Raw genomic sequence first — 15381 nt, 5'->3', positions numbered from 1 at the left:
AGGGCATATAATCAATCATCGAGCATTAAGTCCATTCAGGATACGTGACTCAGCACCAAAAGCCTTCCGACATCTTCCGGAGGGCTTTTATCATTTACCGTAATTCGATAGGCAAGATACCGATATTCATCATTCAAAGTTTGTCTGTCCGGACCCTTATGAGCCAAGCCTTTTTTGACCATACTATAAGGAACAGCTCAAAGGGTGTGAAAAAAATGATTCGAATCGGTCCATACATCAGCACCGTTCCCAGATTTCCGCGTTTCATCAGATTGCTTTCCATCATCGCATTATTTTTACTTTCATTCGGGGTCTTGATCCACATTGTGGAGCCGAAGAGATTCCCCACCTTACTTGATGGCATCTGGTGGGCAATCGTGACGATGTCAACGGTCGGCTATGGAGATTTCACTCCCGTGACCAATCTTGGCAAAATCATTGGGATGGTCCTCATTTTGTCAGGGGCCGGCCTGATTACTTCTTATTTTGCGTACATCGCTAAAATTTCCATATCCAATGAACAGCAATTTCTAACAGGAAAGAAAGTATTCGGCGGCGGCGGACATATTATCATTGTGGGCTGGAATGGCCGTTCCAAGAGAATCATCCAAAACATTCATGATCGTAAGCACCATCAATCCATTGTCCTTATCGATGATACACTGCAAAAGCACCCGCTTCCAAGGACGAATATCCACTTTATCCAAGGAAAAGCTACATTGGATTCCGTTTTGCAGAAAGCCAATATTAAACAAGCCATACGCGTCCTTATTACGGCTGACCTTAAGCAAGACGAGCTGCAAACGGATATGTTCTCGATTTTAACGTTACTGGCCGTCAAAGGGCTGAATCCGCATGTGTATTGTCTTGTGGAAATATTGACGCATGAACAAAAGGAAAATGCTTTACGGGCTGGAGCGGACGGGATAGTCGAAACGAATAAATTCGCGAGTGAGTATATGCAGGATTGCTTATCGAAGGGGATCATAACGGAAGCCAGAGAACAAAATGAGCGGGATGGATTGAGCCTCAAACAGCTGCCCATCCAGGATGACTGGGTGGAATTGACGTTCAAACAGCTGAACGTTAAGCTATTCGATCAAGACATTTTATTGGTCGGCATCATTTCAGGAGGCAAGACCTTAATCAAGCCCCCCGGAGATGTAATCATACATCGTGATGACACCCTGCTCATCATTGATGATTAATGTAATAAAAGCTTTTCCAAATCCCGGACAAGCGTCTTTCCTAATGAGATATAGTTTTCCGGAAATTCGGCATCCGGATTTTCAGGCTCGGCAAATTGATTGAAGGAAGCGGAAAGGTTTCCGATATTTCCTTCATCATCAATCCCGTCCTCGTACTTATGAGATAACAAAAACGGCTGTAAGAGTTTGACCATTACCCCGTCCTGATCGAGTGAACCATCAACAGCCTTGAAAGGGACTCTCAAGAATTGGTAGCCATCACTGTCATCAATCTTATAATCAAAAGACCCGTGGTCATAATCCCATCCTCCGCCAATCGCATATCCTTCCGGTTTTAACTTCGTCTCCAGATCGAACAAACCGAATGTTTTCCCTTCCAATTGAGAAGAAATTTTAATCATTGTATAAAACCTCTTTCGCTAATTTTCTATTAGCTTAACCAAAGTGCCATAAAAAAAACCTGGCCTTATTGTTCCTTCAATTGGAAAAAGGAATGGGCGTTCCAAGCAATCCTTACGCTTTTGTGAAGTTTCCTTCTCTTCACCTGACACTGCTTTTGCTTTTCAAACAGAAAAAAAGGCATCATGCTGGATGTTTCCAGCTTGATGCCTTTTTTATTATAAGCGCTGTTCGAGCTCAGCTTTTTTCTTTTCATAACCAGGCTTGCCTAAAAGAGCAAACATGTTCACCTTATAGGCTTCCACTCCAGGCTGATCAAATGGATTTACACCCAATAAGTATCCGCTCATTGCACAAGCTTTCTCGAAGAAATATACAAGGTAGCCAAAAGTATAAGCATCGAGTTGCGGAACCGTTACGATCAGGTTTGGAACGCCACCGTCCGTATGGGCTAACAGCGTACCCTCAAATGCTTTATTATTCACGAATTGCACCGACTCACCTGTAAGGTAATTCAGGCCATCCAAATCATTTTCCGCTTCTTCAATCAAGATTTCATGACGGGCCTTCTCCACTTTGATGACTGTTTCAAAAAGGTCACGCCGTCCTTCCTGAACATACTGCCCTAATGAATGCAGGTCAGTCGAAAAGTTGGCCGATGAAGGGAATATCCCTTTTTGATCCTTTCCTTCACTTTCTCCAAATAATTGTTTCCACCACTCAGAGAAGTATTGAAGTCCAGGCTCATAGTTTATCAGCATTTCAATCGTTTTCCCTTTATTGTAAAGGATATTCCGAACCGCCGCATATTGGTATGCCTGATTCTCACCTAGCTCGGAAGAACTGAAGTCCGTCCTAGCACGCTCGGCTCCCTCCATGATTTGATCGATATCCGCCCCGCTGACCGCAATCGGAAGCAGTCCTACAGCCGTTAAGACCGAGTAACGTCCGCCAACATCATCAGGAATGACGAAAGTTTGGAAACCTTCCTCCGTTGCTACCGTTTTTAATGCGCCCTTTTCTTTATCAGTGGTCGCATAAATGCGGCTCTTAGCTTCTTCAACACCGTATTTTTGCTCCAGCAGTTTCCGGAAAATCCTGAATGCCAGTGCAGGCTCCGTCGTCGTACCGGATTTAGAGATGACATTGATCGAGAAATCCCTATTTTCCAATAGGTCCATTACGTCCTGCATATATGTAGAGCTTATATTATTACCCACAAATAAAATTTGCGGTGCATTTCTTTTATCCGACGGTAAAATGTTATAAAAACTATGTTGAAGCATTTCAACTGCCGCTCGTGCTCCCAGGTATGATCCGCCGATACCGATAACCAGCAACACATCTGAATCTTCTTTTATTTTCGCTGCCGCTTCCTTGATCCTTGAAAACTCTTCTTTATCATAATTGGCGGGTAAATCAAGCCAGCCAAGATATTCATTGCCTGCCCCTGTCTGCTCATGCAGGGAATGGTGTGCCACTTTTACAGCATCCTGTAAATAGGTAATCTCATGCTCCCCGAAAAACGGCAGGGCTTTTGAATAATCGAAACGAATATGGGCCATTCAAATTCCTCCTTGGATTCTTTAGTTTCCCTTTCACTTTATCTGATGTAATTCTCATAATCAAGAAATCGATCAAGTAAATAACGAATTATGACTATAAAGTAATCTCCCACCTGACAAGGCGGGAGAAAGGATCATATCACTTTTTTATAATGAAGCCCGTAAAATGGCAAGGACATCTTCACGGTTCAGGACTTTGAATCGTCCAAACTCCCCTCTGTTCATCGCTTTATCAGCCATGACTTCCAATTGTGAGTCATCGATGCCATAGTCCGAAAGATTGGTCGGTGCCCCTAAGCTGCTCCAAAATGCTCTAAGTCTTTCAATGCCTTCAAGGGCCGCTTCCTCATCCGTTTTACCTTCCGGATCTACATGGAAAACACGGACTGCAACTTGTTTAAAGCGTGCGACATTTTCATGGAGCACATGCTTCATCCAATTAGGGAATAAGATGGCCAATCCTCCTGCATGCGGGATGTCATAAACAGCTGAAACGGCATGTTCAATGTTATGCGTTGCCCAATCACCGCTGTAACCAACCCCAAGCGACCCATTCAAGGCTAGATTTCCAGCATATAGGATAGTGGCCCGGTGCTCGTAATCTTCCAGGTTTTCCAATAACTTAGGGGCGGTTTCAATCACCGTCGATAACAGCGATTCACAAAAACGGTCTTGAAGCGGCGCATGCGTTTCCGGATGGAAGTACGTTTCGAATACATGTGACATCATATCGACCATTCCGTATACCGTTTGATCTTTCGGTACCGAAAAAGTGTTTTCAGGATCCAAAATGGAGAATTGCGGAAATACCAACGGACTTCCCCATCCATATTTCTCTTTCGTTTCCCAGTTTGTTATGACAGATCCGGAATTCGCTTCAGAGCCGGTTGCAGCTAAAGTCAGTACCGTTCCGAATGGAAGGGCCTCTTCGACTGGTGCCTTCTTGATGACAAGATCCCATGGATCTCCCTCATATTTAGCACCTGCAACGATGGCCTTTGTAGCGTCTATGACGCTTCCTCCTCCAACGGCAAGGACAAATTCGATACCATATTCTTTACAAAGGTCAACACCTTTACGGACTGTTGAGATGCGTGGATTCGGTTCAACTCCGGAAAGTTCGTGCACCTCTGCATCGATTTCTTTCAAGACATTGACCACTTTTTGATATAAGCCATTTTTCTTTATGCTTCCCCCGCCATATACAAGTAGAACTTTATCGCCATACGCAGGAATTTCAGCTTTAAGGCTTTCAAGCTGACCTTTCCCGAAGATTACTTTAGTAGGATTTTTATAAGTGAAATTCTCCAATGGATATCTCTCCTTTATGACACATTGACTCCGTTTTTGAATTGTCGACAGTGCCAAGTGCTAGTTTTTCTTTTATTCATTATGACCAATGTTCCATTTAAATACAAAATATCCGCCCGGAACTTTTGAGTAGATGTATATTTACATGATGGAAAAGCATGATAAGTAAAGAACTGATTTTTTCAAAAAAGGAGGCTGTACAATGAGTGGAATACAAAGAACTGCACTTGTTCTTACAATAATTGGGGCAATCAACTGGGGTTTAATAGGTTTTTTCCAATTTGACTTAGTCGCTTCGATTTTCGGAGGGCAAGATGCTGGATTGGCCCGTATCGTTTATGGATTGGTTGGAATTGCCGGTCTCATTAATCTTGGTCTTCTCTTCAAACCAAGTCCTGAAATTTCCAGAGAGCCTGAAACCAAACCGACTCGTTGAGATTATGACAATGGACAATGTCTCTGTTCGATAAAATAAAGCCGGACCATGGATAAACTCATGACCCGGCTTTATTTCATTCATATGCCCTGCTACCAGCCATGACAATGGACAAAAAAACCGGCTGATCTAAGGATCGGCCGGTTCAAAAAAAATTATTTTTTGATTAAGTCTTCGCGTTGAGATTGTTCAATCCACTCTTGAAGTTTGTCTTTCAATGTGTTGAAACCTTCAGTAGATTCGATGTGAGATGTCGCTTTAACAGATGCTTGGCGTTTTTTCGGAGCTTTTTTCGGAGCTTCAGTACGCTCAGGAGCTTCTTCTGTAGCGCGGATCGATAAGCCGATTTTTCCAGCAGCTGAATCGATGGAAAGTACTTTAACTTTCACTTCATCGCCCACTTTTAAATGTTCGTTGATATCTTTAACGAAGCCGTGAGTAATTTCAGAAATATGAACTAAACCTTGAGTTGAATCGTCTAGAGCAACAAATGCACCGTATGGTTGAATACCAGTTACTTTACCAGCAACTACCGCACCAATTTCGAATTTTTCAGACATGGTAACACTCCTATTTTATATATATTTTTTCGTCTTTTCACGCAATAAAAAATTATATCACATAATTGGAAAATAATCAAAGTTAAGTATACCATACTTTTTAGGATTTTACTCATTAAAAATGTTTGTTTTTTGGAAATAATAAATATTATAAGATCTTTATTTATAACTTATCCTAATAATTTGCAAATAACCTCTATTTCCCTTAATTTATTTACTCATTTTTCTAAAGATTGTAATATTAAAACACTATTCAATTCCGCATAATCATAGTAAGATGAGAAAATGTTTTAAAAATTTAGTAATATGCAGCTAGATATTTTTTTTACATCTAAAGGAGATTTTCCATCATGTCAAAACAAGATCAATGGACTTCAAAACTCGGGTTCATCCTGGCAGCCGCGGGATCCGCTATTGGATTGGGCGCCATTTGGAAGCTCCCATATATGACTGGGCTAAATGGAGGAGGGGTCTTTTTCCTGCTCTTCATTTTATTCACCCTGCTTATCGGTGCACCGATATTAATAGCGGAATTCACGATTGGCCGCAATGCACAGAAAGATGCCATTAGCGCATATAAACATATCGCCCCGGGGAAGCCTTGGGCATTGATCGGATATGGCGGTGTCGTCGCTTCCATCATTCTGCTTTCCTTCTTCAGTGTTGTTGGAGGCTGGATCATCTCTTATTTAGCGAGAAGCTTTACAGGTTCCCTCTCAAACTTGACTCAAGAAGAATATGGAAACTTCTTCAATAAGATAATCAGTAATCCTTATGAAACGGTCATCGCTCAGTTATTATTCATGGTCTTTACCATTTGGGTCGTGCAAGGCGGCGTTTCCAAGGGAATTGAAAAAGCGAATAAATATATGATGCCTTCCTTGTTCATCCTTTTCATCATTCTTCTTATCCGTTCCTTGACTCTGGATGGAGCGATGGAAGGTGTTAAATTCTTCTTGAAGCCGGACTTTTCCGCATTAACAGGGGAAACGATCCTATTGGCACTGGGCCAATCCTTCTTTGCACTAAGTGTCGGTGTTTCCGTGATGGTAACCTACGCGTCCTATTTAAGCAAAAAAGAAGATATTACAAAATCGGCCTTTTCGGTAGTTGGACTGAATATCTTCATTTCCTTGCTGGCTGGTTTGGTCATCTTCCCGGCTGTTTTTGCACTAGGCTTCAGCCCTTCGAGCGGGCCTGGACTGGTATTTGTCGTGTTGCCAGCCGTTTTCAATGAAATGGCTCTTGGTGGGATCTTCATGTTCATTTTCTTCATATTATTATTATTTGCCACCCTTACGACGGCATTCTCCATTCTCGAAATCGTCGTTGCCGCCATGATAAAGGGTGATGCTGCAAAGCGTAAGAAGGCTTCTTGGATAGCTGGTATCACAGTCTTCTTAATTGGGATTCCAAGCGCATTATCATTCGGGGTGCTTTCGGATGTGAAGATTTTCAATTTATCCATATTTGATTTCGCTGATTATCTGACAAGCAATATCGCGCTGCCAGTCGGCGCCTTGTTCATATCCCTTTTCATCGGCTATCAAATGAAAAGGATCGAGGTACAAAAGGAGTTCGAATCAGGCGCTGATTCCGGACGATCACTTTTTAAACTTTGGTACTTCCTGATTCGCTACATCGTGCCGATCATGATCATACTCGTATTCCTTAAGTCAACTAATCTCATTTAACATTCAACATGCCGTTTCGATATTTATCGATGCGGCATTTTTTTCACAAAACCTACATATTCCGTTACTTCCCCTAAGTAATAATATGGTAAAATAATTACATAATAAAAATATATTTCCTGAAAAAGGAGTGTCTGACCATGTCAAATATCGCGAAGAATATCCGGCAATACCGAGAAGATCACAACCTCACTCAACAGGAACTGGCTTTGAAATTGCGCATCGGCACGAAGAAAATCGAAAAGTATGAATCAGGTGAATCGGTTCCTGATACACAAACCATTTTACGGCTTTCCACCGTTCTTGACATTCCGGCTTCAGAATTCCTGAAAGATGCCCAAACCGGTAACCCAGCTGGTATCGACGAGGACATAAAAAAACTGATTGACGAAATCGGAACCAAAAAAGCGGAGCTCATTCTAAGAACAGCTAAGGACTTTAGCGAAGAACAAATTCTGAAAGTTATGCATACTTTATATAATACACAAGCTTAATTCAAAAAATGGGTCGTGGTATGTGTATTTTTTTTCACGGTACTGGATATACTATGATTAACACTTTCTATGTTAATCCATTAGATTAACTCTTTTTTCTAATTCCCCCTATGGAAAGGGATCCGGCTGCTAAAGGCCGGATCCCTATTTTTTTGCTTTTATTGACAATGATTCTTCATGAAACGTTCCATTCTTCGAAGCGCCTCTTGAAGCTGTTCCATCGAGGATGCATAAGAACAGCGGATATGGCCTTCACCGCTTTCCCCGAACACATCTCCCGGTACAACGGCAACAAGTTCTTCCGTCAGAAGTTTTTCAGCAAATTCCATCGAAGTCATCCCCGTCTTCTCGATTGATGGAAAAGCATAAAAAGCCCCGCCAGGATTATGGCAATCCAACCCCATATCGTTAAATGATTTCACGATATAATTTCGTCTTCTCCGATAACTGCGACGCATTTCTTCCACATCCTGCATACCGTTCTTTAATGCTTCCAATGCAGCATGCTGCGCAACGGTCGGCGCACACATCATCGCATATTGGTGAAGCTTAAGCATCGCTTCCGAAATTTCCTTAGGTGCACAAACGAACCCAAGACGCCATCCAGTCATCGCAAACCCTTTCGAAAACCCATTGATGACGATTGTCCGCTCAAGCATGCCGTCAATGGCAGCAAAAGAAGTGAATTCCTCATCATAAGCAAGTTCGGCATAGATTTCATCGGAAATCACCAGCAAGTCATGCTTTTTAACGATGTCAGCAAGCATCACTAATTCTTCCTGCCCAAGCTGGGTTCCCGTCGGGTTATTCGGTGAACAGATTAAAACGGCCTTCGTTTTAGGTGTGATAGCCGCTTCGAGTTGTTGGGGAGTCAACTTAAAGTCTTCTTCCTTGGATGTTTGGACTGTGACCGGTATTCCCCCTGCCATGGTCACAAGCGGTGCATAGGCGACGAAACAAGGTTCGACGACAATGACTTCTTCACCTGGATTCAAGATGGTCCTCAGGGCAATATCCAGGGCCTGGCTTGCTCCGACCGTGACAATGATTTGATCGTCCGGTCTATACGAAACATGGAACTGCTTCTCCATATACCGGCTGATCTCCGACCTTAATTCAAATAATCCGGCATTGGCCGTATATGAGGTATATCCTTCCTCCAAGGAGTTGATCGCCGCTTCCCTTACTGCCCAAGATGTAACGAAATCCGGTTCACCCACACCAAGCGAGACGACCCCTTCCAAATTGGCTGCCAAGTCGAAAAAGCGGCGGATGCCTGATGGTTTAAGCTCTGCAATCGTTTTTGAAACATAACTCGTTTTAATCATGGTGACACCACTATCCGCTTATCTTCTTCAGTTTGATCAAAAATGGTGCCATCATGCTTGTACTTTTTCATAATGAAGTGAGTCGTCGTAGAAATGACGGAATCCAGTGTCGAAAGTTTTTCCGAAACAAAGCTTGCCACTTCGTTCATCGAACGTCCTTCGACAATGACTGAAAGATCATAAGCCCCAGACATTAAATAAACGGACTCGACTTCTTTGAACTTGTAAATCCTTTTTGCAACATCATCGAAACCGACGCCGCGTTTTGGAGTGACTTTTACATCGATCATCGCTGTGACACCATGGTATTCATCCACTTTAGCCCAGTTAATGACTGTTAAGTAACGTACAATGACCCGCATATCTTCTAATTTCTTCAATGTTATTTCAATGTCCGATTCTGATTGATCGGTCATTTTAGCCAAATCCTTCAGATCAATCCGGCTGTTATTTTCAATGATTCTCAAGACTTCCAATTCCTCTTCATTCAAGTGCATTGGAAAACCCCCCTTTTGGAATTCACTAATTTAGCTGTGATGGTTTGGCTGGCAGATAGTCTCACGAATTACCTTATTAGACTTTTTAAAAAACCTATATGACAATATAATTTAATAAGTCCTATGCTGTCAGGATAAACTTACACTATTATATCAAAATTGGCTGGTGACCTGTTATAGTAATTGTATTTTTTCATCGTTATTATTACAATTACTGTTATGCAACAGTATTAAAGGACCTTTTTTTGGAATATTCAGGTTAACATGGGTTTTTATCATTGACCAATAACGGAGGAGGAGCTTTTTTTGGAAAGTCATACAATCAAAGGTGTCGAACGGGTGGGTGACATCGAAATCTATTTTGAATATGACCGAATCGATGATTCTCTCCCCACCCTTGTCCTGCTTCACGGATTTTTGTCATCGAGCTTCAGTTTCCGTAAATTAGTCCCCTATTTAATCAAGGAATACAATGTGATCTCCATCGACCTCCCGCCATTCGGGCAAAGCGGAAAAGATTATCGATATACATATTCATTCCGAAACATCGCTAAATCCGTCGTTCTATTCTTGGAGGGAAAAGGCATCAGGAAATTCAGTATCATCGGCCATTCCATGGGCGGGCAGATTTCCCTGCAGCTCATCAAGTCATATCCTGATCTTGCAGACCATGCCATTCTACTTGCCGGTTCAGGCTATCAGCCCGGCTATTCGGAAAAAATGAAGATGGTCAGTTACCTGCCTTTCTTTTCATACGGGATAAAACGGTATCTGCAAAAGTCAGGTATCGAAAAGAACTTGAAAAATGTCGTCCATGACCCGGCGATGATTGACGATGAAATGCGGCAGGGATACCTAGGGCCATTCATTAAGAAGCATGATATTTTCCGGGCATTGGGGAGGATGCTTCGAGATAAGGAAATCGATTTGTTGAAGGAGGACCTCAGTGGTATTCATACACCATGCCTGCTTATTTGGGGAAAGCATGACCGAGTGGTGCCTTTGAGTATTGGCGAAAGGCTCCATGAAGACCTTCCTAATTCCGAGCTTGTTGTCATTGAGGATTCCGGGCACCTTCTTCCAGAGGAGAAACCGGAAGAAGTGTATCAACTAATTAAGGGGTTTCTTGGGGTGGCCACCCCAACGTAAACTCACGAGTAAAACAGCAAAACTCTCGAGTAAAGAGCAAAAAAAACCGTAAAAAAGGTGCCCCTGATTTCTGGGTACACCCTTTGTCACCTTTAAATCGAACAGCTGGCAACATTCTTAATGATCAGCAGCTTTTGAGCAATTTCCAGGCACTTATCCATCTGAACGGATTCATCGAACGAGAACTCGTAAATGGATTTTATCTTTTCCGCCAGTTCGTTTGGATCATCTATATTCCGGATTGCTACGACCGTATCGGCAATTTCCGGCTCATATAGATCCCATCCTATCTTGAAAGGGTCCCATTCTTGCAAAACGGCAACCAATGCTAAATTCATTTGCTGTGTATCCATAAAATCATCACCTGCTCAATATTTTCAAAGAACATGATATCATAGTATCATAACAACAGGCTTTTCGCGAAGACGACAAATTTTATTCGGTGGTGGATATTTTGAACAAGTCAATATTTGAAGAACAAATCAACAGGGAAAATTCAGGGTCTGCAAAATGGGATAAAAACTTCCTCACATCCTTATATGGGCGCGAGGATGTTCTGCCAATGTGGGTTGCCGATATGGACTTCCCATCTCCTGAGGGCATTCAAAAGGCATTGATGGAACGCTTGAATCATCCGATTTTCGGTTATACCGTCCCTTCTGAAACGGTCTTCACTGAAATTCAAAGCTGGCTTAGAGACCGGCACTCCTGGCAAATCGATAAAGATTGGATTTCATTCAGCTCCGGCGTAGTTTCCGCAATCGGTACAACGATCCAAGCATTCACGAACCCGGGCGATAAAATATTGTTACAATCTCCCGTTTATACACCATTTTTTGATATGATCAAAAATAATGACCGGGAAGTGGTCAATAGTCCCCTTATCATTGAAAATGACCGCTTTGAGATCGATTTCACTGATTTTGAGGACAAGCTGAAAAGCGGAGTGAAACTATTCCTTTTTTGCAGTCCGCATAACCCCGGCGGACGCGTTTGGACAAAGGATGAACTCTTACGGATCGGGGAGCTATGTGAAAAATATGATGTAGTCATCGTCAGTGATGAGATACATGCTGATTTATTCCATACAACATCAAGGCATTATCCGATCGGCTCGCTTTCAGAAAAATTAGCGGACATGACCGTTACATTGATGGCGCCAAGCAAAACATTCAATATTGCCGGCCTTCAGGCTTCATTCCTGATCACAAGTAATGAAAAATTGCAGAAGCTTTTGCAAAAGGCTCAAACGAAACTGGCCTTCCATGGTCTTAACATCTTTGCCTTAACAGCAATGGAAGCTGCGTATCGGGAGGGCTTGGAATGGCTTGAAGACATGATTGGCTACATTGAGGAGAATATAAAAGTGGCAGAGGAATTCATTGCAGCCGAAATTCCTTCACTGCATGTCATGCATCCGGATGCCTCTTACCTTTTATGGATTGACTGCCGTGACCTTGGATTGACCGACAAGGAAATCAAGGATCGACTTATCCATCAAGGGAAGCTCGCATTGGAGCCTGGTTCTAAATACGGACCTGGCGGAGAAGGTTTCGTCAGAATGAATCTCGGTTGTTCACGCAGCGTTCTGATGGATGGGCTAAACCGTTTGAAATTGGCTTTTTCTTAAATAAAAAAAGAACCAGGCTTAGAATCCTGGTTCTTCTTTTTCAATCTTTTTCTTCATCCACATAAGGATCATGCTCATATCGGGGCAAATCCCCAAATGAGGTTTGGATATTTTCTTCAAAAAGTTCTTCCTTCAATTCTTCATATTGCGAGTTCGGATAAACCGTTATCTCTTTACCGTATATATCCACACCAACGAAATTTTCATAATTTTCGACATAGCCGACATTTTCCTCGGACTCCACATACATATCTTCATAATCGTTTGGCGGATTTACAAAATCGGAAGGCGATTCAGATGTTCCATAACTGGCAACATCCTGCCAAGAATCCTCCGCGTCGTACGCAACCGATTCGTGACGGTCGTCAAAATCAAACCTTCCAAACGGCGGTCCCAAAACTTCCTCTTCGACCGGCCGATTGTCCGAAGTTTCCTGTGATGGGGTATGCTCGACACAATAAGTCGTAGTAGGGATGGCGTTCAAACGTTCAAGAGGTATTTCCTTTGAACAAACCTGGCATTTTCCATAATCACCTGTCTTGATGGCAGAAAGCGCCCTTTCAATATCCCTTATTTCATCCCGATCATGCTCGGAAAGGGCCAAATCCTTTTCCCGTTCATATAACTCGGTTCCTTCATCTCCGGGATGATTATCGTAACTCGATAACTCACCAGTCGAATCCTCCAAGCTTCTTCTTAAATCATAGTTGCCTGAATCATTTAATCGCTCTTCCAACTCTTGCTTCGTTTGCTGCAATTGCTGTTGAAATTCTTTAAGCTGCTGATTGGATAGCATGTGCAACATCCTTTCAAATCGTTCTTCCCTCTAGTATTTCTCTCTTCCCGCCATTCCATAAAGGTACTTTTTACCTTAGGAATAATTTAATTCAGATAACAGAAGCTAAATTAGAAATTTTAATTTCAAGGAGGGCTTCCATTTGTATTTCTATAAGGAAGATTTAATCAATATGATCGTTCCCGATAAGCCTGATCCGAATGCAGCAAAAGTACTTCAGGAAACACTTGGAGGGCAATTCGGTGAAATGCGGACGATGATGCAGTATTCTTTCCAAAGCGCCAATTTCCGTGGCAAGGCTAAACAATATCGTGATTTACTCCGTGGTGTTTTCTTGGAAGAAATCAGCCACGTTGAACTTGTCCAATCAACCATCAACCAGCTGCTGAATGGTGCTGGCGGGGATATGCCTGGAGATGTCGCTACCGACGGCGCCCCATTGGATGAAGTCATCAAAGGCGGCGCAAACCCTCACCATTTCATCATCGGAGCAAAAGCCTCCCTACCTGTCGATGCTGGCGGCAATCCATGGAATGGATCATGGGTTTATGATCACGGTAATCTTGTGGCCAACCTTTTGAACAATGTCATGCTTGAATCTACTGGTGTCCTGCAAAAGTCCAGGATTTATGAAATGAGTTCCAATAAAACAATGCGGGAAACACTGGCATTTTTAATGGTTCGCGACAATGCCCACCAAAATGCATTTGCCAAGGCATTGGAAACACTTGGGGTCGACTGGGGGAAAATCTTCCCTGTACCTAATTATGATTTGAACAAATATCCTGAATGCCGCAAATATGTGGATTTAGGCTACCATAATGCCCAATTCAATTTCAGATTGGATCCAACTCAAATCGGCGATATTTTCAAAGGGGAAACACCGAGCCGAAATGGCGGAAACCTTGCTGTTACAGAGCCGCCAAAAGGATTCCCGGTACCTGAAATGCCGGATATGCCAAATGAACATAGCCCTGGCTTGAGTGATTTGAACAATTAAAAAAGAAGGCGAACACATCATACTGTGTTCGCCTTCTTTTTTAATTATTGATATATTTTTCAAAAACAAAGCCAAAATCTTTCACATGGTACTTTTTCCGGCTGTCCATCAACCATTCGAAAGCTGCGAAATTAATTTCCTTGAAGCTTGCAGCCATTTGGCTTCCATCAGTGCGAACCTGGTTCAAAGTGGAAGAAGCAAGGTTTACGCTTTGTTGGGCATATTGAAGGGCAAACTCATTCTCATGGCAAATTTCCGATATTTTCACGAGTGATTTGAACAAGTCCTTTAATTCTTCTATGAATTTCTTATGAACATCAATGGAGAAAGTCTTTGCACCGATCGAAAATTTAATTTCCGCATCCAAATCCACGGTCCCTGCGGTTTCAAGCGTGGCATTTGATATAGTATACTGGCTGTAGCTATATCTTGTAAGTGTACGCTTTTTGCTTATCGCACTAGTGCCGTCCAAATGTATGAACGCTTGATTCGTGAAACAGTACTCATCCGTTTTTGATTTAATCAGGAAATAAATTTTTTCCCCATCTTCATGCATGATATAGTCATCTGCATCTACCTTGTCATAATCAGCAGGACTAATCACACTTCCAATATCACTAAGACCAAGGGCATCTGCCGCCATTTTCTTGAACATCCCTATTCCCCCTATCAATATCCAGGTGAATTACACCTTTTTATAAGTATTTCTCCAGTATTATCTCGTCTCGGATCGGAATTCCATCAAAACTGTAAAATGGAATCTCCGGCTTGATTTTCCGTGATTCTTCCACGGCATTTTTTACGACTTCCGATATGACATAACCACGCTTTTGAAAAAACTTCAATGCCTTTAAATTATCGTTCGTTGTAATCGCTTTAATAGTATGGCAATTTTTTTCCTTAGCGATATTTTCCATCACATAAAGCAATGATGAGCCAACACCTTGATTCTCATGCTCACTGTTCAAAGAGATGATCTGACATACATGGTCGGATAATTTGTAAGTTCCCAACCCCGTGATTTTTTCATTCTCGTCCATTACCCCAAAGCCCTCAAGTTCCGCATAATGAAACAAGCCTCTTGAAAAAACGACTTGGGTCGTCTCCCAGTGCTGAATGAAAAAATCCTTGACCGTATCTGCCGCAATCATTCTTTTAGCTACGATTTGCATAACCAATTACGCCCCCAAAATTTCTCTCTATGCTTATAGTATAAAATGCTTATGCTGATAAGGGAACATTTAATTCTTTACGCCCTTCTAACAAAACATAATACCATTCATATTCAGATAATCAATATTCAAAAAACGGGGC

The 15381-nt window shown here is 42.2% G+C and carries 18 protein-coding genes; 7 read left to right on the top strand and 11 right to left on the bottom strand.

The features are described from left to right. Window positions 1-35 precede the first annotated feature (35 nt). The gene (locus ACSR9O_RS13235; protein ID WP_491724495.1) at window positions 36-182 is read right to left on the bottom strand and encodes a hypothetical protein; all 147 of its coding nucleotides are present in this window, start codon (window positions 180-182) and stop codon (window positions 36-38) included. Between the two features lie 33 nt (window positions 183-215). Here ACSR9O_RS13235 and ACSR9O_RS13230 point away from each other — a divergent pair, with 33 nt between their 5' ends. Beyond that, complete coding sequence (locus tag ACSR9O_RS13230; RefSeq protein WP_491724494.1) at window positions 216-1208, top strand: potassium channel family protein; 993 nt, start codon at window positions 216-218, stop codon at window positions 1206-1208. On the opposite strand, the gene ACSR9O_RS13225 is transcribed toward ACSR9O_RS13230, so the two are convergent. The 3 genes from ACSR9O_RS13225 to ACSR9O_RS13215 form a co-directional block, all read right to left on the bottom strand. Continuing rightward, the gene (locus ACSR9O_RS13225) at window positions 1205-1609 is read right to left on the bottom strand and encodes a YugN-like family protein (protein ID WP_230176218.1); all 405 of its coding nucleotides are present in this window, start codon (window positions 1607-1609) and stop codon (window positions 1205-1207) included. The two genes, ACSR9O_RS13230 and ACSR9O_RS13225, sit on opposite strands and share 4 nt — an antisense overlap. 216 nt (window positions 1610-1825) lie before the next feature. After that, window positions 1826-3172 (bottom strand): glucose-6-phosphate isomerase, encoded by a 1347-nt coding sequence (locus tag ACSR9O_RS13220; protein WP_101223600.1) that lies wholly within the window; start codon window positions 3170-3172, stop codon window positions 1826-1828. A gap of 147 nt (window positions 3173-3319) precedes the next feature. Beyond that, window positions 3320-4483: an iron-containing alcohol dehydrogenase gene (locus ACSR9O_RS13215; RefSeq protein ID WP_230176217.1), complete on the bottom strand. Its 1164-nt coding sequence runs from the start codon at window positions 4481-4483 to the stop codon at window positions 3320-3322. A 202-nt stretch (window positions 4484-4685) separates the two neighbouring features. On the opposite strand from ACSR9O_RS13215, the gene ACSR9O_RS13210 reads away from it, so the two are divergent. Continuing rightward, on the top strand, window positions 4686-4919 hold the full coding sequence (locus ACSR9O_RS13210) for a DUF378 domain-containing protein (protein WP_063234087.1): 234 nt from the start codon (window positions 4686-4688) through the stop codon (window positions 4917-4919). 155 nt (window positions 4920-5074) lie between these two features. Here ACSR9O_RS13210 and yugI read toward each other — a convergent pair whose 3' ends face one another. Next, a complete protein-coding gene (yugI, locus tag ACSR9O_RS13205) occupies window positions 5075-5479 on the bottom strand; it encodes a S1 domain-containing post-transcriptional regulator GSP13 (RefSeq protein WP_063234086.1) in 405 nt (134 codons plus the stop codon). A 350-nt stretch (window positions 5480-5829) separates the two neighbouring features. Here yugI and ACSR9O_RS13200 point away from each other — a divergent pair, with 350 nt between their 5' ends. Continuing rightward, entirely contained in the window at window positions 5830-7173 is a 1344-nt protein-coding gene (locus tag ACSR9O_RS13200) for a sodium-dependent transporter (protein ID WP_260358696.1), read from the top strand. Window positions 7174-7313: 140 nt separating this feature from the next. After that, window positions 7314-7667 carry a helix-turn-helix domain-containing protein gene (locus ACSR9O_RS13195; RefSeq protein WP_101223603.1) on the top strand — a complete coding sequence of 118 codons (354 nt, stop codon included), beginning with the start codon at window positions 7314-7316 and terminating at the stop codon, window positions 7665-7667. A 158-nt stretch (window positions 7668-7825) separates the two neighbouring features. On the opposite strand, the gene ACSR9O_RS13190 is transcribed toward ACSR9O_RS13195, so the two are convergent. Both ACSR9O_RS13190 and ACSR9O_RS13185 read right to left on the bottom strand, forming a co-directional pair. Then, window positions 7826-8995, bottom strand: coding sequence for an aminotransferase (locus tag ACSR9O_RS13190; RefSeq protein WP_137016340.1), 1170 nt, complete (start codon window positions 8993-8995; stop codon window positions 7826-7828). Then, a complete protein-coding gene (locus ACSR9O_RS13185) occupies window positions 8992-9492 on the bottom strand; it encodes an Lrp/AsnC family transcriptional regulator (protein ID WP_101223605.1) in 501 nt (166 codons plus the stop codon). The genes ACSR9O_RS13190 and ACSR9O_RS13185 overlap by 4 nt, the downstream gene beginning before the upstream one ends. 306 nt (window positions 9493-9798) lie before the next feature. On the opposite strand from ACSR9O_RS13185, the gene ACSR9O_RS13180 reads away from it, so the two are divergent. Further along, window positions 9799-10641: an alpha/beta fold hydrolase gene (locus tag ACSR9O_RS13180; RefSeq protein WP_491724493.1), complete on the top strand. Its 843-nt coding sequence runs from the start codon at window positions 9799-9801 to the stop codon at window positions 10639-10641. Window positions 10642-10733: 92 nt separating this feature from the next. Here the strand turns inward: ACSR9O_RS13180 and ACSR9O_RS13175 are convergent, their stop codons facing one another. After that, a complete protein-coding gene (locus ACSR9O_RS13175; protein ID WP_491724492.1) occupies window positions 10734-10994 on the bottom strand; it encodes a DUF1871 family protein in 261 nt (86 codons plus the stop codon). Between the two features lie 101 nt (window positions 10995-11095). Here ACSR9O_RS13175 and ACSR9O_RS13170 point away from each other — a divergent pair, with 101 nt between their 5' ends. After that, complete coding sequence (locus ACSR9O_RS13170) at window positions 11096-12271, top strand: MalY/PatB family protein (RefSeq protein ID WP_491724491.1); 1176 nt, start codon at window positions 11096-11098, stop codon at window positions 12269-12271. 40 nt (window positions 12272-12311) lie between these two features. Here the strand turns inward: ACSR9O_RS13170 and ACSR9O_RS13165 are convergent, their stop codons facing one another. Further along, the gene (locus ACSR9O_RS13165; protein ID WP_101223609.1) at window positions 12312-13067 is read right to left on the bottom strand and encodes a TraR/DksA C4-type zinc finger protein; all 756 of its coding nucleotides are present in this window, start codon (window positions 13065-13067) and stop codon (window positions 12312-12314) included. Between the two features lie 142 nt (window positions 13068-13209). Between ACSR9O_RS13165 and ACSR9O_RS13160 the strand changes: the two genes are divergently transcribed. Then, window positions 13210-14067, top strand: coding sequence for a manganese catalase family protein (locus ACSR9O_RS13160; protein ID WP_230176213.1), 858 nt, complete (start codon window positions 13210-13212; stop codon window positions 14065-14067). 40 nt (window positions 14068-14107) lie between these two features. Here the strand turns inward: ACSR9O_RS13160 and ACSR9O_RS13155 are convergent, their stop codons facing one another. Beyond that, complete coding sequence (locus ACSR9O_RS13155; protein WP_491724490.1) at window positions 14108-14722, bottom strand: PH domain-containing protein; 615 nt, start codon at window positions 14720-14722, stop codon at window positions 14108-14110. Between the two features lie 40 nt (window positions 14723-14762). Next, a complete protein-coding gene (locus tag ACSR9O_RS13150) occupies window positions 14763-15239 on the bottom strand; it encodes a GNAT family N-acetyltransferase (RefSeq protein ID WP_101223611.1) in 477 nt (158 codons plus the stop codon). Window positions 15240-15381: the final 142 nt, after the last annotated feature.

This window comes from Peribacillus sp. B65, from assembly GCF_058513295.1.
Note: the sequence above shows the minus strand (reverse complement) of the source record. Positions and strands in the feature narration are given on the sequence as shown.